Below are 23,586 nucleotides of genomic sequence, written 5' to 3'. Positions count from 1 at the left end.
CAACGGGTCAGAGCCATCCGTTGTCGCGGGCGACGCTGAGCGCCTCCGATCGGTTGCGGGTCGCTGTCTTGCCGATCGCCGACGACAGGTAGTTGCGCACCGTGCTCGGCGAGAGATTGACCTCGCCCGCGATGTCGGCGATGGTGGCGCCGTCGATGGATGACCCGAGCACCTCGCGTTCGCGATCGCTCAGCGGATTCGGGCTGATGCTGAGGGCCTGGGTCGCCAGCTTCGGGTCGACCACGACCTCACCGGCCCTGACGCGCCGGATGGCTGCGGCGAGCTGTTCGACGGGATCGTCCTTCATCAGAAATGCGCGCGCGCCTGCCTGCATCGCCCGTTGCAGGTACCCGGGCCTGCCGAACGTCGTCACGATCACGATGACGCACTCGGGCACCGCCGCCCGCAGCTCGGGGATGACGTCGAGACCGCTCCGCCCGGGCAGTTCGATGTCGAGGAGTGCCACATCCGGCATCGTGCGACGCGCGGCAGCCATGATCTCATCACCGCGGGCGACTTCGGCGACGACCGTCATGTCCGGCTCGAGTTCGAGGAGGCTGGCCAGGGCCGAGCGCATCATGCCCTGGTCCTCCGCGATCAGGATGGTCGTGGCTTCGCTCATCGTCGCCTCCCTGCCATCGCCGCGTCGGTGATCATCGCGGTCAGGCGGAAGCCGTCGGAGGTCGTGCCCGCCGAGAGCTCTCCGTCGAACGCCTGAAGCCGTTCCCGCAGGCCGGTGAGTCCGCCGCCTTCCGGTGCGCCGCCCCCGCCGTGCCCGTCGTCGGTGATCTCGATGCGTGCGACGCCGCGTTCCGCGGTGACCACGATGCGGCATCGTCGTGCTCCGGAGTGGCGCAGCACATTCGTCGCACCCTCCCGCACCACCCAGCCGAGGACGGCGTCGGCCTGCGCAGCGAGCCCATCGGGCGGAACTGCGACCTCCAACTCGATGCCGGCCGCTGCGAGTGCCGCGCGCGCCGCGTCGAGTTCTTCGCCGAGCCGTACCGAGCGATATCCCGTGACGGCGTCTCTCACATCGGCGAGGGCGCGGCGGCCGATCGTCTCGACGTCTGCCGCGTGGGCCCGGGCGGCGTCGGGTTGCGTGTCGATGACTCGCCGGATCGCCTCTGCCTTCACGACGATGACCGAGAGCGTGTGGCCGAGCAAGTCGTGAAGGTCGCGGGAGAAGCGCAGGCGCTCCTCGGTGACCGCGGTGTTCGCGAGTCGCTCCTGGGTGCGTCGGAGTTCGGCAACGACCTCCACGAGGTACTGCACGATGAAGGTCGCCGCTCCCGCGATGTACGTGGAGAAGCCGAGGAAGAGCGCCGCGTCGAGGGATTCACGCTCGATGCCCGTTGCGATGGCGCCGCTGATCGCCGCAGCTCCCACGACGCTGAGCGCCCAACGGCGGCGCACGGCGACGGCCGCCGCGATCGCGATGAGCGGGAAGAGGAACTCCTGATCGGTGTGCCAGATGTAGACGTATGCCGTCACCAGCGCCATGAAGAGCACGAACACGACTTCGGATCGCCACCGGGGACGGCCGATGCTCTGGAACGGCAGGCACGCGGCGATCGCGAACACCGCCGCCAGGACGGCGAGGGCGGCGACGCGCACGGGGTCGGCCGTGCCGATGGCGTCGATCACGGGCCCGAGGAGGAGCAACGGCGCCCACACGAGCGCGAACCAGGGCCCCGGCCGGCGCGCGATTCGGGAGAGCAACGGGTCGAACTCGTTGCAGAGTTCGTTTCGTTCGTCGATCTGCATGGAATCCACCCGATCAGTTCGTGACACGACGGTCGCTCCACGTGGTGAGTCCGAGGATCAGCGTCACCCCGACCGCGAGGTGCATCGCGACCAGACTCACCAGGGTTGCGCCCGCCGCCCCCATCGAGAACGGCCCGGCCAGCGACAGGGCCAGCACGACCCAGCCTATGACCAGCCACGCGAGGCGCCCCCGGCGGAAGAGCCGCTCGAGGAGCGCGAGCAGTCCCCACGCGATGGCGCCCGCGAAAATCGAAGCGAGCACGATCGGGATCGGGGCGATCGTCTGCGCGGCGGGCCCGGCTCCGACGGAGAGGTCGATGCCGAGGAGTGGCACACTCACTACCCAGACGGCGAGTCCCGCCAGGGCCGCGGCCACGAGCATCAACGCACGGATGCCTCGGCGGTGCGGTGTCGGGCGATGCGGCGCCGCGGCATCCGGAATCGTGACCGTCGTGGTCTCTGCAGTCGAATTGTTCATGTCATCGACGCTACGGATGTCGCCCCAGGCGCCGACAGGTGCCGTCGTCCCGAGATCGGGAGGACGAATGTCACATCGGCCGTCGTCGACACGGAGGGGCGGCCCCGAGGGGCCGCCCCTCCGTGTCGGGCATTCAGTTGATGCCGGGGATGACGAGCCAACGGTTCACGAGGATGAGCCAGACCGCGACGAGCACGATCGCGGCGACCGTGAGCGTCAGGCCCGTTCGGCCGCGGGCGATGAGTGCGACCACGAGCACGACGAGCGTGGCGATGCCCAGCACGAGAGAGCCGAACGGGATTCCCGGCAGGAACAGTGACAGCACGAACAGTGCGGCGACGATGATCTCGATGATGCCGACGACCGAGCCGCCGCGCCCGCGGAGACGTCTGATGCCGTCGATGAGGGCGAGCACGCCGCCGACGAGCGCGATGAGGAGGAGCCATGACAGGGTGATCACGGGTGAAGGGTCCTTCCGGTTGGTGTGGGTAGGCACCGCGACGACGGAGAGGACTCCATCGCCGCGGCCAGCGTATCCGTGGGTGAGCGCACGAGGAAGGGGTTGCGGGAGGTGGGCTTCGCACGGTATGCCGCGAGCGGAATGCGTCGAATCCATTCGGATCCGCGTGCATCGGAATGAAACCGGAGGTAACGCCGTTTCCGTCACTGGCGAGGCCGTGATGGACTCGACCCGAACTCGACCCCCGCGCACGCCACCACGGTGCGGGCACAGCACTCCCAACGAACGGAGCCCCACATGTCTCGCGCACCCCGCGTTCGCACCCTGCTCGGTCTCGCAGCGGCATCCGTCGCCGTCGTCGCCCTCGCCGCCTGCTCGAGTGGTGCGCCGGCATCGAGCGACGCTGCGACCGACAACGAGTTCGGACTCGTGAAAGCCGGAACGCTCACCGTCGCGACCGAGGGCACCTACCGTCCGTTCAGCTTCCACGAAGACGGCTCCGGCGACCTCGTGGGCTACGACGTCGAGCTCGCCGAGGCGGTCGCCGACAAGCTCGGCCTCGAAGTCGAGTTCCAGGAGACCCAGTGGGACGCGATCTTCGCGGGCCTCGACGCTGGCCGGTTCGACGTCATCGCGAACCAGGTGTCGATCAACCCCGAACGCGAGGAGCAGTACCTCTTCAGCGAGCCGTACACCGTCTCGCCGGGCGTCATCGTCGTCAAGGAGGGCGACACCTCGATCTCGAGCTTCGCCGACCTCGCCGGCAAGACGACCGCCCAGTCGCTCACGAGCAACTGGTACGAGCTCGCCCAGGAGTCGGGCGCGAACGTCGAGGCCGTCGAGGGCTGGGCACAAGCCGTGGCGCTCCTCAAGCAGGGCCGGGTGGACGCGACCATCAACGACAAGCTCACCTACCTCGACGACGTGAACACCAACCGCACCTCGGGCATCGAGATCGCCGCCGAGACCGACGACCCGTCACTCAGCGCACTCGCGTTCACGAAGGACAAGGAAGACCTCGTCGCCGCGGTCGACGAGGCGCTCGCCGAGCTCCGCGCCGAGGGCGTGCTCGCCGAACTCGGCGAGAAGTACTTCGGCGCCGACGTCTCCGAGTAGTCTTTCGGCACCTGCCGACGTTTCCGTACGCGCCGGATGTCTCCGCTCCGGCGGGAACACCGTGCGTGAACGGAAACATCGGCCAGCTGAGCCGGAAAGGCGGTGAGGCGATGAGCGGCTGGCAGCTGTTCCTCGATTCCTTCTGGCCCCTCGTGTGGGGCGCCGTGAGCGGCACTATCCCGCTCGCCCTCGCCTCGTTCGCGATCGGTCTCGTGCTCGCACTCGGGGTGGCGCTCATGCGGCTCTCGAAGAGCCGGGTGGTATCGGGCATCGCCCGGTTCTACATCTCGGTGATCCGGGGCACGCCGCTGCTCGTGCAGCTCTTCGTGATCTTCTACGGGCTGCCGTCGCTCGGGCTCGTCATCGACCCGTGGCCGAGCGCGATCATCGCCTTCTCGCTCAACGTCGGCGGGTACGGTGCCGAGGTGATCCGTGCCGCGATCCTCTCGGTGCCGAAGGGGCAATGGGAGGCCGGGTACACGATCGGCATGTCGAACGGCATGACGCTTCGCCGGCTCATCCTGCCGCAGGCGGCGAGGGTTTCGGTGCCGCCGCTCTCGAACACCTTCATCTCGCTCGTGAAGGACACCTCGCTCGCCTCGCTCATCCTCGTGACCGAGCTGTTCCGGGTGTCGCAGGAGATCGCGGCGTTCAGCCAGGAGTTCATGCTGCTCTACCTCGAGGCTGCGCTCATCTACTGGCTCATCTGCATCGTGCTCGCGAGCGGGCAGGGCATGCTCGAGAAGAGGTTGGACCGCTATGTCGCGACGTGACATGTCGAACAGTGACCCCGGCGATGACATGAAGCGGCCGGATGCCTCGGGCGGCGACCCGCTCGCCCCGCTGGCCGCTCCCGACGACTCGGTGCTGCTCTCGGCACGGGGCATCCGCAAGTCGTTCGGCGACAACGAGGTGCTCCGCTCCATCGACCTCGAGGTGCGCCGCGGCGAGGTCGTCGTGCTCATCGGTCCGAGCGGCTCGGGCAAGACCACTGTGCTGCGCACGCTGAACGGGCTGGAGACGCCCGACGGCGGCACGATCGACTTCACCGGCGGGCCGGAGCTCGACTTCGCGAAGCCGATCTCGAAGGCCCAGCGCTTCGCTCTGCGCGATCGCTCGGCGATGGTGTTCCAGCAGCACAACCTTTTTCCGCACATGACGGTCATCGAGAACGTCATCGAAGGACCGGTGCGCGTGCAACGAGTGCCGAAGGCGCGTGCGATCGCCGAAGCATCCGCCCTGCTCGACCGGGTCGGGCTCGCCGAGAAGCGCGACGCCTATCCGTTCGAGCTCTCGGGCGGGCAGCAGCAGCGCGTGGGCATCGTGCGGGCGCTCGCCCTGAAGCCGCAGCTGCTGCTCTTCGACGAGCCGACGAGCGCACTCGACCCCGAACTCGTGGGCGAGGTACTGCAGGTCATCAAGGAGCTCGCCGACGAGGGCTGGACGATGGTCGTCGTCACCCACGAGCTGAGCTTCGCGCGGCAGGCCGCCGACGAGGTGCTGTTCATGGACGGAGGTGTCGTCGTGGAACGCGGCGCGCCCGGGCGGATCTTCACCGACCCGACGCACGAGCGCACACGCAAGTTCCTCGACCGTATTCTGCGGCCGCTCGACTGAGCACCATCCGCTCGCTGAGCCTGTCGAAGCGAGCTCCCGCCTCCGGTTCGACAAGCTCAGCGAGCGACGGGGGGCGGCTAGCGTTGAAGCATGCCCCGCTCGCCACGCATCCGCGCTGACAATGGGGTGCGGGCACGGCGGATGCTCGGCGTCTTCCGGCTGACGATCGCGGCGCTCGAGATCGCGGCACTCGTCGGCAACTTCCAGTACGTGCTCGGCTTCCGCCTGTTCGCGACGGCGAACTTCTTCAGCTACTTCACGGTGCAGTCGGCCTTCGCTGCGGTCGTGACCCTCGCCCTCGCCGGGGTGTTCGCACTGTCGGCTCCCCGCGACCCGGCGTGGCTCGGCGTGCTCCGCACCATGGTGACCGTGTACGTGCTCGTCTCGGGCATCGTCTTCGCGATCATCGTCGCGCAGGCGTCGACGCGCGACTACCGCATGGAGGTGCCGTGGTCGGACACCGTGCTGCACTTCGTCGTTCCCGCGCTCGCCGTCATCGCGTGGACGACTGACAGTGTGCTCGCAGTGAACCCTCGCGTGCCGTGGGCGACTGCAGGCTGGGTGCTCGTCTTCCCGACGATCTGGCTCGTGTACACGTTGTTCCGCGGCGCCGACACCGGCTGGTACCCGTACTTCTTCCTCGACGAAGTGCAGGTAGGCGGGCCCGTGGGAGTCGCGCTCTACTGCGTGCTCATCGTCGTGATCTTCGTCACACTGACGGCCGCGCTCGTGGCCGTCAACCGGTGGCTGTGGCGTAGGGCACGAGGTCGTCGAGCACCTCGGCCTGAAACTCCGAATCGTCGAGCGCCTCGAGCCGAGTCGCCTGCTCTGCAGCGATGATGCCGATGAGGATGGGTTCGCCGGAGTCGAGTCCGGCGTCGATCCAAGCCGCGACCGCGGGCGACTCGCCGACGATCGTGAGTACATCGGCGGCGGGCTCAGCTTCGGGATCCTCGGGCTGGTCCGCGGCATCCGCTCGCCAGAATGCCTGTTCGAAGCGCAGCCAGACCGTGTCGACGACGCCCATGCCGAGCAGGGAGATCGCGCGCTGATGCATGAGCGGCAGCGCCGGGCTGAAGCGCACGGTGTCGGTCTTCAGCACGCCTAGCGGCACCGTGACGATCGCCCGATCGACGTTGAGCGACTCTCCGGAGTCGAGGCGCAGGCTCACCCGGCTGTCGTTGTAGGCGATGCGAGTGACCACGCTCGACACGGCGATGTCGAGCGGCTCCGCGAGCTCGTCGACGTAGTCGGAGAGACGCCCGGTGATGAGATTGCCGAGCTGCTCGAGGCGACGCGAGTCGTACTGGCCGGCCGAGACGACTGCGGCGGCGGCGCCCGTCGACGGCTTGACACCGCTGTTGATCGAATGCGCGAGCCAGTCGGCCGGGCTCACGCCGTCGGCGCCCGGTTCCGCCGACAGCGGCGCTGCGCCCGAACCCGCGAGAGCGGTCGCGAGCGAGACATCGTGCAGCTGGCTGCTCGCCCACTGCTGCGCAGTGGCGATCGCGTCGGCTCCGGTCGCGGGGATCGGCACGCGAACGCCCGCGGGAGTGGCGGCCGCCACGATCGGCACGAACTGTCGGGTGTCGACGGATGCCTCGTGCAGTGCGTCGAGCAGACCGTCGTCGTCGCCCGCGAACACGCTGCCGAGTTCGACCGGTGCGTCGAACCCCGCGGCGTCCACGGAGTGGGCGCGGCCGCCCAGCCGGTCGCGCGCCTCGATGACGACGACCTCGAACCCGGCGTCGACGAGTTCACGGGCCGCAGTGAGCCCCGCGATGCCGGCACCGATCACGGCGACGCGCTCGCCGGCTTCGCCGAGTCGTGCGACGTCGGCGGCGGCTCGGATGCCCGACGCCCTCGCGCCCTCGAGGGTGCCTGGCGCGTCGGGGTCGGTCGCCTCGCCGGCGATGACGAGTCGACCGGCGACCGGCTCGCCGAGCGCGCGCCGTAATTCGGGCGTGCTTCCCACCGCATCGAAGCTGAATGCGCCACGGGCGAACGGATCGGCTCCCCAACGTGAACGGCGCATCGCAGTTGGCAGCGGAACGCCGTTCGTCGGGGCGGGCGGTGCGGCGGTCGTGGGCGGTGCCGTGGGTACGGGGCTCGGTTTGGGTTCGGGCCAGGTGCAGCTCGCGAGGGTGAGCGTCGCGAGTCCCGAAAGCGAGGCGGCGAGGAAGGTTCGCCGGGCCATGCCGCCCGGCGCTCCCCGTGATTCCATGGGTTCAGGCTAGCCGACCGCTCGGCGCGCCTACCCGGGGTGGCGCATGCCGGTCACTCGGATTCGGGCCGCCCGCTCACTGCGCGGACGGCGAGCCGCTCGCGCGGAACGCGGCCGCGAAGCGCGGCAGGCTCGCCTCGATAGTCTCCATCGTGGCGGTCAGGCAGATGCGGAAGAATCCGGGTGTCTCGAACATCCGCCCGGGCAGCACGAGCACACCCTCCCGGTCGAGCGAGGCGGCGAATGCGGCGTCGTCGGCGATCGGCGAGGTCGGGAACAGGTAGAAGGTGCCCTCCGGCACGGTGATGTCGTATCCGATCTCCCGCAACCCCGCGACCATGACATCGCGCTTGCGCTGGAATCCCGGGATGTCGAACTCCAGCGTCTCGAGGCGGGGGAGCGCGTACTGCATCGAGGCGTTGGGGAAGAGCCATCCGCCGGTGATCTGGATCGCCTCGATCGCGTCGCGGAGTGGTTCGCGGTCGGGCATTGTGGGCGATACGGCGAGGTAGCCGATGCGCTCGCCCGGCGAGAGCAGCGTCTTGCCGTAGCTGTACGCGAGGAAGCTCCACGGGTAGAACTCGACCGGACTCCTGAATTGCGCGCCGTCGAAGACGATGCGGTTGTAGGCCTCATCGGAGATGAGGAAGATGCGCCGGCCGTTCCGTTCGGAGGCCTCGTCGAGCAAGGTGGCGAGCCGTTCGAGCGCCTCGACCGGATAGATGCGGCCGGTGGGGTTGTTGGGGCTGTTGACGATGACGATGCGCGTGCGCGGGGTTATGGCGGCCGCGATCGCGTCGAGATCGAGGTCGAAGGTCTCGCGATCGATCGACACCTTCACCGGCACGAGGCCGGCCTCGCGGACGAGTCCCTCGTAGAGGAACCACGGCGGCAGGCTGTAGACGACCTCGTCGCCCGCATCGCCGACGAGCTTCAGCGCGGTCGAGATCGCCGCGAACCCACCGGTCGTGAGGTGCACGTCGTCGGTCTCGAACGGGATGCCGACGTGACGTCGCAGGGATTCGGTCGCAGCCGCGATCGCCGTCGCATCGCCGAAGTTGTAGGCGAACCACAGTTCGTGCTGCGGGATCAGCGCGTCGCGCAGGATCTCGACGTAGGCCGTCGACGCCGGTTCGTGCGGGTCGCCGAACGTGAAGTCGAGCACGCCGGGTTCATGTCGTCGTCGTTCGTAGCCCGAGAGCCGGTAGAACTCGTAGAGCAATTGGAACGGCGTCGCGGCCTGCACGTTCGCGACGCGATCGGAAGTGAGTCGGTCATCCATGAGCGCTTCCCTCGGGATCTGGGAGGCTCCGCCGACACGGAGTTCCCGTGAATGCCGCCATGCTACTCCGCAGCAAGCCGCGCGCCCTCAGGGATGTCCCGTATCGCTGGTCGAGTAGCGCCCGACGTAAGGAGGACGCGTATCGAGACCCGGTATTCGCGGGTTGAGGAGCGACGGAGGAGCCACCGAAACCCTGTTGACCGGGAAGTGGGTTTCGACACGGCGCTGGCGCGCCTCCTCAACCTGCGAGAGGGGTCAGTGGTTCGAGGGGAAGCCGAGGTTGATCTGCGATTCGCTCGGCTCGGGCCACCGGCTCGTCACGACCTTCGTGCGGGTGTAGAAGTGCACCGACTCGGGGCCGTAGATGTGCGAGTCGCCGAAGAGCGAGTCCTTCCAGCCGCCGAACGAGTAGGCGCCGATCGGCACCGGGATCGGCACGTTCACGCCGACCATGCCGACCTCGATGTCGATCTCGAACTGTCGCGCGGTGCCACCGTCGCGGGTGTAGACAGCCACGCCGTTCGCATAGCGATTGGCGTTGATGAGCGCGACGGCCTCGTCGTAGTTCTCGACGCGCACGACCGAGAGCACGGGGCCGAAGATCTCGTCTTCGTAGACCTTCATGCCGGGCTTGACGTGGTCGACGAGGCTGACGCCCACGAAGAACCCGTCACCGTCGAACTGCGCGGCGGTGCCGTCGACGACGACGGTCGCGCCTTCGGCAGCGGCACCCGTGACGTAGGAGGCGACCTTGTCACGGTGCTCGCGGGTGATGAGCGGACCCATCTCGCTCGCGGCATCCGTACCGTCGCCGATCTGCAGCGCGCCCATGCGCGAGCGCACCGCTTCGACGAGGTCGTCGGCGACCTCGCCGACGGCGACGAGCACAGAGACGGCCATGCAACGTTCGCCGGCCGAACCGTAGGCGGCCGAGATCGCGGCATCGGCCGCGCCCTCGAGGTCGGCGTCGGGCATGACGACCATGTGGTTCTTCGCGCCGCCGAGGGCCTGCACGCGCTTGCCCTGCTTCGCGGCCCGCTCGTAGATGGAGCGGGCGATCGGCGTCGAGCCGACGAACGAGACCGCCCGCACGTCGGGGGAGTCGAGGATCGCGTCGACCGCGACCTTGTCGCCGTGCACGACGTTCAACACGCCGTCGGGCAGCCCGGCCTCTTGGAAGAGCTTCGCGAGGAACACCGAGGCGCTCGGATCCTTCTCCGACGGCTTCAGCACGACGGTGTTGCCGCACGCGATCGCCGAGGCGATCATCCAGAGCGGCACCATGACCGGGAAGTTGAACGGCGTGATCGCGCCGACGACCCCGACCGGCTGCTTCGTCGAGTGCACGTCGACACCGCGCGCAACCTGCTCGGAGTGCTCGCCCTTCAAGAGGTGCACGAGTCCCGCGGCGAACTCGACATTCTCGATGCCGCGCGAGATCTCGCCCGCGGCGTCGGAGAGCACCTTGCCGTGCTCGCTCGTGACGATCGCCGCGAGTTCGGGCGTGCGCTCCTTCAGCAGCTGCCGCAAGCGGAAGAAGACGTCAGCTCGCTTCACCAGCCCCGTCGCCCGCCACCCAGGCAGCGCGGCCTTCGCGACGGCGATCGCCTGCTCGACCTCGGCGGCGGACGCGAACGCGACCTCGTGCTGCCTCGCACCGGTCGCCGGGTTGAATATCGGGCCGGTGCGTTCGGCGACAGCTGTCTCGCGACCGTCGATGAAGTGCTGAACCAAGGGCATGCGTGTACTCCTTCGAAGGCGGCGGCAGCGGATGTCGCGGAGCAGTGCCGCGCGAATCGTGTCGCCATTCGGTGCCGCCCATACAGATTGACTGGGTAGCACCTAGGCTGGTGCTACCCAGCCTGACAGAGGAGGAAGGGCGATGCCGTTGACAGACCGTCGCGAAGATGAGGTGATCCGGACGAATCGTCCGGAGGTCGAGACGGCCGACCACGGTCTGCCGACCGTCCGCGAGATCCTCGCGATCCCCGCGGTCGCGCAGGGCCGTCCCGAGGTGCTCTCGAGTGCCGAGGCGCTCGACGCCCACGTGCGCTGGGCGCACGTTTCCGACAGCCCTGGCGTCGCCCGACTGCTCGATGGCGGCGAGCTGCTGCTCTCGACGGGATCGGGGTGGCCGACGGAGCCGGCAGAGCTCGCGGGGTTCATCGGCGGGCTCGCGGGTGCCGGGCTGTCGGGCATCGTGCTCGAACTCGGGGCGCATTACCAGCACGTGCCCGCGGTCGTCGAGTCGGCGGCGCGCGAGCATGGGCTGGCCCTCGTCGCCCTGCACCGAGAGGTGAAATTCGTCACCCTCACCGAGGCGGTGCACAGCCGGATCATCTCGGAGCAGACCGCGGCGCTGCGTGCCCGCGACGAGGTGCGCGAGCGATTCACCGCACTCGCGCTGCGCGGCTCGCCGACCGACTTCATCGTGCAGCAATTGGCGCAGACGCTCGGCGCTGCGGTCGTGCTCGAAAACCTTGCGCACGAGGTCGTAGCCGCTGAGGTGCCGCTGGCCGCGGAGGCGGATCTCTTCTCCGGGTGGGAGGCGCGGTCGCGGCTCGCGCATCGGCAGCGCTCGGGGCGGCGGCATGACCTCGGGGCTTCGGTCGACGAGTGGCTCATCGTGCCGGTCGAGGCGCGAGGCATCCGGTGGGGTCACCTCATCGCACTGCCGGGCCCGACGCATCCGGCAGGGCGCACGAGTGTGCTCGAGCAGGGCGCCATCGCTCTCGCCCTCGGACGCCTCGCCGACGGCGACGCCGACGAGTGGACTCGTCTCGGCCGGCAGCGACTCCTCGACGGGCTCCTCGCCGGTAGGTTCGCCGGCCTGTCGGCCGCATCCGCCCGCGTCGAGGCGGCCGGCCTGCCGCTCGACCGCATGCGGCTCTTCGCCGTCGTGGTGACAGGGGTCGCGGTGGCAGCGGCAGCAGCGGATGCCGCGGCTCGCGATCTCGGCGGCCGCGCGATCGCCGGCGCAGCTCCCGACGGCGCGCTCGCAGCACCCGCCACGATCGTGCTCCTCTCACTGCCGATCACGTGTGACTTCGACGACGCGTCGGCGCGGGCCTTCGCTCGAGCGCTCGTCGAAGGCGATTCCGCGGCGACCGAGCTGCTCGTGCTGTCGATCGGATCCGAGGCGGGCTCGCTCGACGCGTTGCTCGGCTCGGTTCAGGAGGCGATCGACGTGGCGCGGGGCGTCGCGCCCCGCGCCTCGCGTGGCCCGGTGTTGCGCCGCTCCGACGATCGTCCGCTGATGAGACTCGTGACCTCGCTCCGCGACGACCACCGACTCCTCGAGCACGGCGAGCGCATGCTCGAGCCGCTCATCGACTACGACCTCGCCCGCAACGGCGACCTGCTCGACGTGCTCGCTGCGATGCTCGCGCATCCGGGCAATCGCACCGCCGCGGCATCCGCTTCGCACCTGTCGCGTTCAGTGTTCTATCAGCGGCTCGCGCTCATCGGTGACTTGCTCGGCGTCGATCTCGACGATGGGGAGACGCTGACGGCGCTGCACCTCGCGCTGCTCGTGCGGCGCAGCGTCGTGCCCTGAATCGTTCGTCGAGTCGCGACGGAGGAGATCCGGCGCTGGCGCGACTACTCGACTAGCAGAGTGTTACTTGCTATTGACAAGTGCACTTGCAAAGAGCAAGCTGGGCATGCAGCATCCCGCAGACCAATGACGATCCTCCGGAGGAGATCATGACCGCAACCAACATCTTCGTGAACCTGCCCACCACCGACCTCGAGCGCTCGAAGGCGTTCTACGAGGCGCTCGGGTTCAGCATCAACCCCATGTTCACCGACGAGAACGCGGCGTGCGTCGTGCTCGGCGAGAACATCTACTTCATGGTGCTCACCCGTGAGTACCTCGGCACCTTCACCGACAAGCAGATCATCGACCCGAAGACGCACGCTCAGGCCCTCATCGCGCTCGGTCGCGAGTCGCGCGACGACGTCGACGCAGTGCTCGGCAAGGGTCTCGCCGCTGGCGGCAACGAGCCGCGCGAGGCACAGGACTACGGCTTCATGTACTCGCGCGACCTCGAAGACCCCGACGGCAACATCCTCGAGTTCCTCTACATGGACCCGGCGGCCGCAGACAAGGGCCCCGAGGCATACCTGGCCGAGCAGGGAGTTCCGGCGCCTTCGGCGTCGGCCTGACCGGGCGAGTTCCATGGCAACACGCGCCGCACGCGGCTTCGGCCAGTACAGCGGCGCAGCACGGGCCCTCGAGCGGGTCGGGGATCGGTGGGCACTGCTCATCGTCCGCGACCTGCTCGTCGGCCCGCGCCGTTACGGCGACCTGAAGGCCGGGCTGCCCCGCATCCCGACGAACATCCTCAGCGACCGGCTGAAAGAGCTGCAGGAGTCGGGGGTCGTGCGGCGGGTGCCGACAGTGCGCGGCGGGTACGAACTCACGGCGCTTGGTCGCGGGCTCGAGCCCGTCGTCGTCGCGCTCGAGCGCTGGGGGTGGGCGGTGCTCGGTGAGCCCGGCGCCGAAGAGGCGGTCAGCGCTGATGCACTCGCGGTCTCGCTGCGAGCGGCATTCCGGCCGGATGCCGCGGCGACGCTGCCGCCGACCGAGTACGTGCTGCACGTGGCGGCCACCTCGGTCTCCGCGATCGTGGTCGGCCCGAGCCTCGACGTGGTGCCGGTCGGCGCGGGCGCGCTGCCGCAGCCGCGCCGGCGCTCGGCGCTCGAACCGATACCGCAGGCGGTGCTCGAACTGGAACTCGAACCCGGGCTGCTGCGCGCGCTGCTCGCCGGTGAGTCCGCCGCGCCGAGCGGGTTCGTGGGCGATCCCGAGCTCCTCGACCGGTTCACCGTGACGTTCCGCATCGACCCCCCGGGGCCGGCGGCCTCCTCCATCGACGCGGCGGTGGCCTGAAGCCGGATGCCACGGGAGTTATGGAAGTGATATCAGGACTCCTGTCAAACCGGTGAACCGGCCAATACGCTGAGGCCAGGCGGTTCCCCCGCAGGCGCTCGACTCAAGGAGAATCCATGTCACGGATCCGTCCACTCGCCTCGATGGCCGTAGTCTTCGGCACGGCAGCTCTCGCCGTGCTCGGTCTCGCGGGGTGCGCGTCGCCCGGCGAGGCGGTCGCCAGTGAGCCGACGACGGCCACGTCCTCGGTGCCACCCACACCCACGCCGTCCGAGACCACGCCGGCCGCGGTCGATCCCGCCGACGTGACCACGTGGGTCATCACCACCGCGGGCATCGGTCCGATCGAACGTGGCGCCCCATACAAAGAGGTCATCGCCGGCTTGCCGTCGTTCGAGGTGTCGGAGTGGTGTGCATGGGTGGCGGGGCTCACCACCGAGGGTGCGGCCTCCATGCTCCTGACCCACCCGGAGGGCGGCGAGGAGATCACATCGGTGTGGGTCAACGGACGGGCTGATGAAGCGGGCGTCATCCCGGCGTCTCCGTCGACGGAGGCCGGCATCGTGGTCGGGTCGACGATGGACGAGCTCACCACCGCCTACCCCGATCTCCAGCCGGTGAACCAGACGGGGGCAGACTCGTTCGGCTACGCCGTCGGCGATGATGCGAACGGGTACCTCGACTTCCTCGTCGAAGACGGCGTCGTCGTTCTCATCGGCGTGCAAGATGTCGCGGGCGTGCCCAAGGAGTTCTGCGGCTGACCCGCATCCGTGATGCCGGCGATGAGACGCAGGGTGTCGCCCGCTCTGCCGTGCTCACGAGTCGAACCCGAGTCCGAGCGCGTCGAGGGTCTTCAGCAACAGGTTGCGCCGGCCGCCGTCGTGGTCGGCTCGATCGAGCGACCATCGGGTCGCGTTGATGCCGATTGACGCGGCAGGCTCGGGCGGGAAGGGCAGCGGACGCTTGCGCACCATCTCGAGCGAGGTGCGCTCGTTCTCACGACCCTCGAGCAGGTCGAGCATGACCTCGGCCGCGAACCGGGTCGACCCGACGCCGAGCCCCGTGAAGCCCGACGCGTAGGCGACGCGGTCGTCGCGTGCGGTGCCGAAGAATGCCGTGAACTGCGTGCTCGTGTCGATCGCGCCGGCCCACTGGTGGCTGAACCGCAGACCATCGAGCTGCGGGAAGGTCGTGAAGAAGTGGCTTGCGAGCTTCCGCCAGGACTCGGGCCGGTTCTCGTACTGCGCGCGCACCTTGCGGCCGTAGTGGTAGATCGCGTCGTAGCCGCCGAACAAGATGCGGTTGTCTTTCGTGAGGCGGGAGTAGTGGAACTGGTTGGCGAGATCGCCGATGCCCTGGCGGTCCTTCCAGCCGATTTCGGCGAGCTGCTGCTTCGTGAGTGGCTCGGTCATGAGCACGAAGTCGTAGACCGGCACTGTCATCAGGCGATTGCGCTTCAGGAGCGACGGGAACACGTTCGTCGCGAGCACCGCCTGCCTCGCATCGACTCGCCCGGCATCGGTGATGGCGGAGACGGCCCCGGTCGAGCCCGGCGTCTCGAGGCGTTTGACGGGGGAGTGCTCGAAGATCTCGACACCGAGCTCCTCGGCGACGCGTGCGAGCTCGGCGGCGAGGCGCGCAGGGTGCAGCATGCCGCTCGTGCGTTGCTCCCAGACGCCCGCAAGGAAGATCGGTGAGGCGACGGATGCCTGCACCTCGCGTTCATCGAGGAAGATGACGCCCTCCTCACCGCGCTCGACGGCCTCGGCGTGCCAGTCGCGCAGCCACGCGACCTGGTGCTCCTCGATCGCCGGCGCGAGCTCGCCGGTGCGTTCGAAGTGGAAGTCCATGCCGTACTCCGCCTCGGCGGCCTCGATCGCGTCGAGGTTCGCCATGCCGAGCCGGTCGAGCGTCGCCATCTCCTTCGGCCACCGCGCCATGCCGTTCTCGCGCCCGTGGGTGAGGCTCGCCTCGCAGAAGCCGCCGTTGCGACCGGAGGCCGCCCAGCCGATCGTCTTCGCCTCGACGAGCACGATGCGGGTCCTCGGGTTGCGGCGCTTGGCGAGCACCGCGCTCCAGAGACCGGCGTAGCCGCCGCCGACGATGACGAGATCGGCGACATGGTGACCCGCGAGCTTCGGCCGGCCACCCACGGCGCCGGCGGGCAGGTCGTCGAGCCAGAACACCGACCGCGCGGTGTGCTCGAGCGAATGAGTGACGACGGATGCCGGTGGCCGGCGTCGTTCGAAGACGGTCGTTCCCACGGGGATCACTCCGATGCGGTTGTGATGGTCTCATCTTCCCGCGGGGCGTGCACCGAGCACCAGAGCGTGCTGTCGCGACATCCGCTCGCTCCCGGACAGGATGCCTCTGCCCTCTGCCCTCTGCCCCCTGCCCTCTGCCCTCTGCCCCCGCCCGTGCCCGCCCGTTCGTGCGACGTTTTGCCGGTATGCGGGGGTTTCCGAATGGTCGTGGGAGGCGCAAAGCGTCGCGGGAGCTGCAGAGCGAGTGCGGCGAGTGTGGGGAGGGAGGGCGGGTCAGTGCGGGGCGTGTGCCTCGAGGAACTGGTAGACCTCGGTCTGGTCGACGCCCGGGAAGGTGCCCGTCGGCAGCGCGGCGAGCAGCGAGGTCGGTGTGCGGGCGGCGGGCCACGAGGCATCCGCCCACCGATCGGCGAGGCTGGACGGCGCCTGGCAGCATGCGGGGTCGGGGCAGCGCGACACCGCACGATGCGGTGTCTCGCGCCCGCGGAACCACTTCACATGCTCGAACGGCACGCCGACCGACACCGAGTACTCGCCCTCCTTCGCCTTCTCGATGCGCGAGGTGCACCAGAACGTGCCCGACGGGGTGTCGGTGTACTGGTACCAGGGGCTGAAGCGGTCTTCGACGTCGAACACCGTGCGGGCCGTCCAATTGCGGCACATCGTCGTGCCCTCGATCGCACCGAGCGCGTCGGACGGGAAGCGCACGCGGTCGTTCTCGTACGCCTTGATGATCGTTCCCGACTCGTGCACCTTGATGAAGTGCACGGGGATACCGAGCCGCGCCGTCGCGAGGTTCGTGAACCGGTGCGCGGCGGTCTCGTACGAGACGGCGAAGTGGTCGCGCAGCTCCTCCATCGAGATTCGGCGCAGGTTCTTCGCCTCGGCGAGGAAGCGAACGGCAGCCTGCTCGGGCAGCAGTATCGCCGCCGTCAGGTAGTTGGTCTCGATGCGCTGGCGGAGGAAGTCGGCGTAGCCGCCGGGCTCCTCGTGGCCGAGCAGGTGGCTCGCGAGCGCCTGCAGGATGGGTGAACGCGAGTCGCGCGACGGTGACTGCTGCGTCGGCAGGTAGATGCGTCCGTTGCGCTTGTCGGTCACCGATCGGGTCGAGTGCGGCAGGTCGCCCACGTAGTGCAGGGAGTAGCCGAGATGGCTCGCCATGTCGGCGACGAGCTGGTGGGAGACCGGGCCGCCCGTGTGGCCGACGGCTTCGAGCAGCTCGGCGGCTTTCGCCTCGAGCTCGGGGTAGAAGTTGTCGCGGGCGCGCATCTCGGCGCGCAGCTGGGCGTTGGCGCGTCGCGCCTCTTCGGGCGTCGCCGCGCGTTCGCGGTGCAGCCGGTCGATCTCGTTGGCGAGGCTCAGGATCGTCTGCAGGGTCTGGTCGTTCATGCCCTTCGCGACACGGAAGGCGGGCAAGCCGAGAGCGGCGAACACCGGCCCGCGCTGAGCGCGTTCGACGGCGATCTCGAGGGCGGCACGGGCAGAGGGGGCATCCGTTCGGAGCAGTTCGTCGACGGATGTCCCGAGCGCCAGCGCGATCGTGCGCAGCATCGAGAGCCGGGGCTCGCGCTTGCCGTTCTCGATTGCGGAGACCTGGCTCGGCGCTCGGTCGATCGCGGCGGCGAGCTCGCCGAGGGTCATGCCGCGGGCGGTGCGACGCTCGCGGATGCGGCGGCCGAGGGTGAGCGCGTCGACCTCTTCGGCGGCCGGATCGGCGGTCTCGCCGACGGCGGCGGGCGCAGCGAGTGCGGCGGTGAGTGCCGCCGAGCCCGTGCGATCCGCGATGACCATGCTTCGATGGTCACACGGGTGAACGGATGCCGCAAACGGAAGAATCACGATTCTTCTCCGACTCGCATGCAACTGGCGCGCGAATCGGTCGATTGCTCACGCTTCTCAACGGAAAGAACGCGCTCCTGGAGTATTCGCTCGGCCTTGGGTCGTGCGGCGCGCTTGTTCCGCCACGCAGAAAGAGTGGGAAAGTTCACCCATGGGATCGTGGGTGAGCAGGTACCGAGCGGGCGCAGAGTGGATGCCACAGACCCCCGAACGACGTCGAGGCAGACGTCGGACGGGACACCGAAGCATCCGCTCAGCACCACTCGGAGGACACTATGAGCACCACGAACCGCCCCGGCGACCAGACCCAGACCGCTGCCGAACTGCAGCTCGAGTGGGATGCCGACTCGCGTTGGGATGGCGTCAGCCGCGACTACACGGCCGACGACGTCGTCGCCCTGCGCGGTCCGGTTCGGGAGGAGCGCACGCTCGCCAAGCGCGGCGCCGAGCGCTTGTGGGACGACATCCAGCAGAACACGGGTACGGCGTTCGAGCGCCAGGAGGACCCGCAGTGGTCGGCCGCGCTCGGCGCCCTCACGGGCAATCAGGCCGTGCAGCAGGTGCGCGCCGGGCTCAAGGCGATCTACCTGAGCGGCTGGCAGGTCGCGGCCGACGCGAACCTCAGCGGCCAGACCTACCCCGACCAGTCGCTCTACCCCGCGAACTCGGTACCCGCGGTCGTGCGCCGCATCAACAACGCGCTCCTTCGCGCCGGGCAGATCGAATCGCGCCCTGAGCCTGTCGAAGGGGGCTCGGTTTCGACAGGCTCGGTTTCGACAGGCTCAACCAGCAAGGACTGGATGGCCCCCATCGTCGCTGACGCCGAGGCAGGCTTCGGCGGCCCGCTCAATGCTTACGAGCTCATGCACCAGATGATCGAGGCCGGCGCCGCAGGTGTGCACTGGGAGGACCAGCTCGCGAGCGAGAAGAAGTGCGGCCACATGGGCGGCAAGGTGCTCGTGCCCACGTCGCAGCACATCCGCACGATCAACGCCGCACGCCTGGCGGCGGATGTCGCCGGCGTGCCGTCGATCATCATCGCCCGCACCGACGCGCTCGCTGCGACCCTGCTCACGAGCGACCACGATGAGCGCGACCGCCCCTTCGTCACGGGCGAGCGCACCGCCGAGGGCTTCTACGAGGTGCAGAACGGCATCGAGCCGGTCATCGCCCGCGGCCTCGCCTATGCCGAATACGCCGACCTGCTCTGGGTCGAATCGGCCGAGCCCGACCTCGACCTCGCGCGGCGCTTCGCCGAGGCCGTGCACGCGAAGTTCCCGGGCAAGCGCCTGAGCTACAACTGCTCGCCCTCGTTCAACTGGAAGAGTCACCTCGACGACGACCAGATCGCGAAGTTCCAGCGCGAGCTCGCCTCGATGGGTTACGCGTTCCAGTTCATCACCCTCGCGGGCTTCCACGCCCTCAACCACTCCATGTTCACGCTCGCCAAGGATTACAACGAGCGGCACATGAGCGCCTACGTCGAACTCCAGGAGGCGGAATTCGCCTCTGAGAAGCACGGGTACACCGCGACGCGCCACCAGCGCGAGGTCGGCACCGGCTACTTCGACCAGATCGCCACCGCATTGAACCCCAACAGCTCAACGCTCGCCCTCGTCGGGTCGACCGAGGAAGAACAGTTCAGCCACTGACCCGCAACCCACTTTTCTCAGGACAAGTGGGTCAGAATCGCACACTTATCAGGAGTTTTCGGCGCGAACGCCGCTCCCGAGCGAATTTCTCCTGAAAAGAGTGCAACGGAGGAGATGACCATGAACACGACGCCCAGCATGACCCTCGAGCGAGAGCGAGCGGATGCCGCATCCGCTCGGCTGCCCGAACCCAAGCCCGCCACTGGCAGCTTCCAGACCGTCGAACCCCGCATCGAGATCACCTCGCCGCTCGGCGAACGCTACGAGGAGATCCTCACGCCCGAGGCGCTCCTCTTCCTGGCGGAGCTGCACGACCGCTTCGCAGGCACCCGGCACGAGCTGCTCGCCGCCCGCCTGCAGACGCGGGTCGACGCCACCAACGGGCGGGATCCGAAGTTCCTGCCGGAAACGGAGTGGATCAGGAACGACGAGAGTTGGCGCGTCGCCGGCGCCGGACCCGGCCTCGAGGACCGCCGCGTGGAGATCACCGGGCCGACCGATCGCAAGATGGCGATCAATGCGCTGAACTCGGGCGCGAAGGTCTGGCTCGCCGACCAGGAGGATGCGACGAGCCCGACCTGGCCGAACGTCATCGAGGGCCAGCTGAGCCTCTTCGACGTGCTGCGTGGCCGCCTCGAGTACACCAGTGCCGAGGGCAAGCAGTATCGCGTCGAGCGCCCGCTCGCCGAGACCCCGACGATCGTGATGCGCCCGCGCGGCTGGCACCTCGTCGAGAAGCACCTGAAGTTCCACGACCGTGCGGGGCGCGCGATGCACGCCTCGGGCTCGCTCGTCGACTTCGGGCTCTACTTCTTCCACAACGCGCACGCGCTCATCGCCGCGGGGCGCGGGCCGTACTTCTACCTGCCGAAGCTCGAGTCGCACCGCGAGGCGAAGCTCTGGAACGACATCTTCGTCTACGCGCAGACGCGGCTCGGTATCCCGCGGGGCACGGTGCGCGCGACGGTGCTCATCGAGACGATCCAGGCCGCGTTCGAGATGGACGAGATCCTCTATGAACTGCGCGACCACTGCGCGGGTCTGAACGCCGGCCGCTGGGACTACATCTTCTCGATCGTGAAGACGTTCCGTTCGCGCGGTCGTCGTTGGGTCATGCCCGACCGAAAGGCGATCACGATGACGGTGCCGTTCATGCGGGCCTACACGGAGTTGCTCGTCGCGACCAGTCACAAGCGGGGAGCACATGCCATCGGCGGCATGAGCGCGTTCATCCCGAACCGCCGCGACCCCGAGGTCACCGAGCACGCGCTCGCTGCGGTGTCGGCCGACAAGCGACGCGAGGCCGGCGACGGCTTCGACGGCACGTGGGTCGCGCACCCCGATCTGATCCCCACCGCGCGAGCGGAGTTCGATGCCGTGCTCGGCGAACGGCCGAACCAGCTCGACCGGCTGCGAGACGACGTGAACGTGACGGCGGCCGAGCTGCTCGACATCCCGTCGATCGGCGGCGAGGTCACCGAGGGCGGCGTGCGGGGCAACATCTCGATCGCGATCCGCTACATCGAGTCGTGGCTGCGCGGCACGGGAGCTGCGGCGATCGACGACCTCATGGAGGATGCCGCGACGGCCGAGATCTCGCGCTCGCAGATCTGGCAGTGGCTGAACGAGAACACCGTCACCGCCGAGGGCACGCGCATCGACCAGACGTCGATCGTGCGCCTCATGGCGGCCGCGGTCGCCGAGCTGCCGCGCTTCGAGGGCGACCGGTTCGACGACGCGATCTCGGTGTTCCGCAGTGTCGCACTCGAGCCCGAGTTCCCGACCTTCCTCACGGTGGGTGCCTACGCGCGCTTCCTCTGAGACGGAATGCGGGTTGAGCTTGTCGAAACCGTCCCTCCCGGGCAGGCTTCGACATGCTCAGCCCGCACTGGTCTGCCAGAATCGATGATCGTGACCCTGCCGAACGAGACCGCCGTGCGAATCCGACCGGCAGCGATGTCGGATGCAGCTGCGCTCTCGTCGCTCGCTGCCGAGACGTTCCCGCTCGCGTGCCCGCCCCACACCACCGCCGAGGCGATCGCCGATTTCATCGCCGAGAACTTCGCCGTGCGCAACTTCGAGCGCTACCTCGCCGACCCCGAGCGCGTGCTGCTGGTCGTCGCGAAGCCCGATGCAGGCCGTCTCCTCGGTTACACGATGCTCGTCGGCGGCGAACCGGGCGACGCCGACGCCGCTCGCGCGGTGACGGCGCGGCCCGCGATCGAGGTGAGCAAGGTCTACGTGCTGTCGGAGTCGCACGGCACCGGCGCGGGCGCCGCGCTCATGCGCGCGTCGCTCGACGCGGCGAAGGCGACCGGAGCCGTGACGGCCTGGCTCGGCGTCAACGAGGAGAATTCGCGGGCGATCGCGTTTTACGAGCGGCACGGCTTCTCGAAGGTCGGACGCAAGCACTTCGTCGTCGGCGGTCGCGTCGAAGACGACTGGGTGCTGGCGCGCTCGCTGCTGGAGTAGGCGCGCCAGCACCGAATCGAGACCTCGTGACGGGTCTCGATACGCTCCTGCGTCGCTACTACTCGACCGGCGGGTGCGTCGCTATTCGACCGGCGGGGTGTGGTCAGCGCAGGGGCACACCGACGTCGCTGCCGCCCTCGGGCGTGAGCCGCGCGTTCATCGCGAGCAACGTCGGCGCGGGCACGAATCCGCCGGCGAAGAGCGCCTCGCCCTGCCGGAACCACGGCGACCGCGCGATGAGAGCCTCGGGCGCGTACCCGAAGTACGTCGCGAGTCCATCGAGATCGACGGGGGAACTCATCTTCATGAGGGCGAGGTTGTCGCACTGGGAGATGATGCCCGGGTGCACCTTCGATGGCCGCTGCGTCGAGAGCAGCAGCCACAGACCGAACTTCCGGCCTTCGGCGGCGATCTGGATGATGCGCTCGCGTACTGCGACCGCGAGCGGTGAGCTCAGTGCGGGCGAGCAGAGGTTGTGAGCCTCGTCGATCACGAGCAGCGCCGGTCGGCGCTCCTCTCGACGGGCCCACAGCTCGTCGAGCACCGAGAGCGCGACGACGAGGTGCTGGTCGGGCGTCGAGAAGCCGCCGAGGTCGAGCACCGTGGCATCCGCTCGCTCATCGATGACGAGTGTCGCTTCACGGTCGGGGCCGGCCCACACCTCCCAGTTCAGGATGCCCATGTTCTCGATACGGAGGCCGAGCGCACGACGCGCCGGTTCGTCGGAGCCGAGCAATTCGGGCAGCAACTCGCCCGGTTCGACCACGCTGAGCGTGTCGCGGAGGTGCACGGCCGCGTTGAACTCCTCGCGGTCGACGACGGGGTCGAGGCGGAGCACCGCCGCCTTCGCCTCGGTCGTCATCGCGGTGAACCGGGCGCGCAGCAGATCGGCACCTGCCGTGTTCGGACGGAGCACCCGGATGTCACGTTGCGCCAGCAGCTCGGCGGTTGGCCCGCTCGCATCGGCGTTCAGCTCGCCGAGCCGAACGAAGTCGGAGTTGGGGTCGAACACGACGACGGGCAGCGCCGTGTGCGCGATGAGCTGCTCGAGCACCACGCCGAGCGCGTAGGTCTTGCCCGAGCCGCTCTGGCCGCACCAGAAGGTGTGCCGATTGAATCGATGCGACAGCAGTCGTGCCGGCCTGCTCGGCGGGCTGAGGTTCACGCCGATCTCGAGGGTCGCCCCAAGCGCCGTGTGCACGAGGTCGATCGTGGCCGCGTCGGCCGCTGCCACGGCGCCGACGGCGAACCCGTGGCTGCCGCGTGCGTCGAAACGCTCGCCGTCGATCACGCCGAGGAGGCGTCCGCGCAGGGCCTCGGGCCCGCTCGCCTCACCTGTCTCACGCTCCTCGACGAGGGCGAGCTGCCGACCTCGGTCGGTCGTGATGACGAGCAGGGTGCCGGCGATGAACGGGGTGCCCGAGGCATCCGGAATCGTGAACGATCGTCCGTCGTCGGAGTGCGCCGGAAGCGGCGTGCTGGGCTCGGCCATGCGCCGATCATGCCACGCACGCCGCGCAA

At 68.9% G+C, this 23,586-nt stretch carries 21 protein-coding genes; 11 read left to right on the top strand and 10 right to left on the bottom strand.

The annotated features are described in order from the left end of the window. Positions 1-7: 7 nt before the first annotated feature. The 4 genes from AC1C2U_RS07110 to AC1C2U_RS07095 all read right to left on the bottom strand — a co-directional run bounded on the left by AC1C2U_RS07110 (position 8) and on the right by AC1C2U_RS07095 (position 2,705). The gene (locus AC1C2U_RS07110; RefSeq protein WP_495361042.1) at positions 8-622 is read right to left on the bottom strand and encodes a response regulator; all 615 of its coding nucleotides are present in this window, start codon (positions 620-622) and stop codon (positions 8-10) included. Further along, a complete protein-coding gene (locus tag AC1C2U_RS07105; protein WP_495361040.1) occupies positions 619-1,767 on the bottom strand; it encodes a sensor histidine kinase in 1,149 nt (382 codons plus the stop codon). Before AC1C2U_RS07105 ends, AC1C2U_RS07110 begins: the two co-directional genes overlap by 4 nt. 13 nt (positions 1,768-1,780) lie before the next feature. Continuing rightward, positions 1,781-2,245 (bottom strand): DUF6069 family protein, encoded by a 465-nt coding sequence (locus tag AC1C2U_RS07100; protein ID WP_495361039.1) that lies wholly within the window; start codon positions 2,243-2,245, stop codon positions 1,781-1,783. Positions 2,246-2,378: 133 nt separating this feature from the next. Continuing rightward, the gene (locus AC1C2U_RS07095) at positions 2,379-2,705 is read right to left on the bottom strand and encodes a hypothetical protein (RefSeq protein ID WP_495361038.1); all 327 of its coding nucleotides are present in this window, start codon (positions 2,703-2,705) and stop codon (positions 2,379-2,381) included. A 297-nt stretch (positions 2,706-3,002) separates the two neighbouring features. Here AC1C2U_RS07095 and AC1C2U_RS07090 point away from each other — a divergent pair, with 297 nt between their 5' ends. The 4 genes from AC1C2U_RS07090 to AC1C2U_RS07075 all read left to right on the top strand — a co-directional run bounded on the left by AC1C2U_RS07090 (position 3,003) and on the right by AC1C2U_RS07075 (position 6,278). Then, entirely contained in the window at positions 3,003-3,821 is an 819-nt protein-coding gene (locus AC1C2U_RS07090) for an amino acid ABC transporter substrate-binding protein (RefSeq protein WP_495361037.1), read from the top strand. Between the two features lie 110 nt (positions 3,822-3,931). Beyond that, complete coding sequence (locus AC1C2U_RS07085) at positions 3,932-4,594, top strand: amino acid ABC transporter permease (RefSeq protein ID WP_495361036.1); 663 nt, start codon at positions 3,932-3,934, stop codon at positions 4,592-4,594. A 1-nt stretch (position 4,595) separates the two neighbouring features. Then, a complete protein-coding gene (locus tag AC1C2U_RS07080) occupies positions 4,596-5,438 on the top strand; it encodes an amino acid ABC transporter ATP-binding protein (protein ID WP_495361035.1) in 843 nt (280 codons plus the stop codon). A gap of 90 nt (positions 5,439-5,528) precedes the next feature. Then, positions 5,529-6,278, top strand: a complete 750-nt coding sequence (locus tag AC1C2U_RS07075) for a Pr6Pr family membrane protein (RefSeq protein ID WP_495361034.1) — start codon at positions 5,529-5,531, stop codon at positions 6,276-6,278. Here the strand turns inward: AC1C2U_RS07075 and AC1C2U_RS07070 are convergent. The 3 genes from AC1C2U_RS07070 to AC1C2U_RS07060 all read right to left on the bottom strand — a co-directional run bounded on the left by AC1C2U_RS07070 (position 6,175) and on the right by AC1C2U_RS07060 (position 10,684). Beyond that, the gene (locus AC1C2U_RS07070) at positions 6,175-7,662 is read right to left on the bottom strand and encodes a flavin monoamine oxidase family protein (protein ID WP_495361033.1); all 1,488 of its coding nucleotides are present in this window, start codon (positions 7,660-7,662) and stop codon (positions 6,175-6,177) included. The two genes, AC1C2U_RS07075 and AC1C2U_RS07070, sit on opposite strands and share 104 nt — an antisense overlap. A 76-nt stretch (positions 7,663-7,738) precedes the next feature. After that, entirely contained in the window at positions 7,739-8,944 is a 1,206-nt protein-coding gene (locus tag AC1C2U_RS07065) for an aminotransferase class I/II-fold pyridoxal phosphate-dependent enzyme (RefSeq protein WP_495361032.1), read from the bottom strand. Between the two features lie 255 nt (positions 8,945-9,199). Beyond that, a complete protein-coding gene (locus AC1C2U_RS07060; protein ID WP_495361031.1) occupies positions 9,200-10,684 on the bottom strand; it encodes a CoA-acylating methylmalonate-semialdehyde dehydrogenase in 1,485 nt (494 codons plus the stop codon). 142 nt (positions 10,685-10,826) lie between these two features. Here AC1C2U_RS07060 and AC1C2U_RS07055 point away from each other — a divergent pair, with 142 nt between their 5' ends. From AC1C2U_RS07055 to AC1C2U_RS07040, 4 genes are all read left to right on the top strand, one after another. Further along, the gene (locus AC1C2U_RS07055; protein ID WP_495361030.1) at positions 10,827-12,500 is read left to right on the top strand and encodes a PucR family transcriptional regulator; all 1,674 of its coding nucleotides are present in this window, start codon (positions 10,827-10,829) and stop codon (positions 12,498-12,500) included. 149 nt (positions 12,501-12,649) lie between these two features. Then, positions 12,650-13,111 carry a VOC family protein gene (locus AC1C2U_RS07050; protein WP_495361029.1) on the top strand — a complete coding sequence of 154 codons (462 nt, stop codon included), beginning with the start codon at positions 12,650-12,652 and terminating at the stop codon, positions 13,109-13,111. A gap of 13 nt (positions 13,112-13,124) precedes the next feature. Next, positions 13,125-13,838, top strand: coding sequence for a winged helix-turn-helix transcriptional regulator (locus tag AC1C2U_RS07045; protein WP_495361028.1), 714 nt, complete (start codon positions 13,125-13,127; stop codon positions 13,836-13,838). Positions 13,839-13,954: 116 nt separating this feature from the next. Further along, positions 13,955-14,599, top strand: coding sequence for a hypothetical protein (locus AC1C2U_RS07040; protein WP_495361027.1), 645 nt, complete (start codon positions 13,955-13,957; stop codon positions 14,597-14,599). A gap of 54 nt (positions 14,600-14,653) precedes the next feature. Here AC1C2U_RS07040 and AC1C2U_RS07035 read toward each other — a convergent pair whose 3' ends face one another. Together AC1C2U_RS07035 and AC1C2U_RS07030 are read right to left on the bottom strand one after the other, a co-directional pair. Next, positions 14,654-16,102: an NAD(P)/FAD-dependent oxidoreductase gene (locus AC1C2U_RS07035; protein ID WP_495361026.1), complete on the bottom strand. Its 1,449-nt coding sequence runs from the start codon at positions 16,100-16,102 to the stop codon at positions 14,654-14,656. 273 nt (positions 16,103-16,375) lie between these two features. Beyond that, positions 16,376-17,893, bottom strand: coding sequence for a helix-turn-helix domain-containing protein (locus tag AC1C2U_RS07030; RefSeq protein ID WP_495361025.1), 1,518 nt, complete (start codon positions 17,891-17,893; stop codon positions 16,376-16,378). Between the two features lie 323 nt (positions 17,894-18,216). On the opposite strand from AC1C2U_RS07030, the gene aceA reads away from it, so the two are divergent. From aceA to AC1C2U_RS07015, 3 genes are all read left to right on the top strand, one after another. After that, the gene (aceA, locus tag AC1C2U_RS07025; RefSeq protein ID WP_495361024.1) at positions 18,217-19,593 is read left to right on the top strand and encodes an isocitrate lyase; all 1,377 of its coding nucleotides are present in this window, start codon (positions 18,217-18,219) and stop codon (positions 19,591-19,593) included. A 120-nt stretch (positions 19,594-19,713) separates the two neighbouring features. After that, positions 19,714-21,414 (top strand): malate synthase A, encoded by a 1,701-nt coding sequence (gene aceB / locus AC1C2U_RS07020; protein ID WP_495361023.1) that lies wholly within the window; start codon positions 19,714-19,716, stop codon positions 21,412-21,414. 90 nt (positions 21,415-21,504) lie between these two features. Beyond that, positions 21,505-22,065, top strand: coding sequence for a GNAT family N-acetyltransferase (locus AC1C2U_RS07015; protein WP_495361022.1), 561 nt, complete (start codon positions 21,505-21,507; stop codon positions 22,063-22,065). A 103-nt stretch (positions 22,066-22,168) separates the two neighbouring features. On the opposite strand, the gene AC1C2U_RS07010 is transcribed toward AC1C2U_RS07015, so the two are convergent. Continuing rightward, positions 22,169-23,557, bottom strand: a complete 1,389-nt coding sequence (locus AC1C2U_RS07010; protein ID WP_495361021.1) for an ATP-binding protein — start codon at positions 23,555-23,557, stop codon at positions 22,169-22,171. Between the last annotated feature and the right edge of the window lie 29 nt (positions 23,558-23,586).

The sequence above is a fragment of the Agromyces sp. Y575 genome (assembly GCF_059445445.1).
This window is presented reverse-complemented; position numbering and strand designations above follow the sequence as displayed.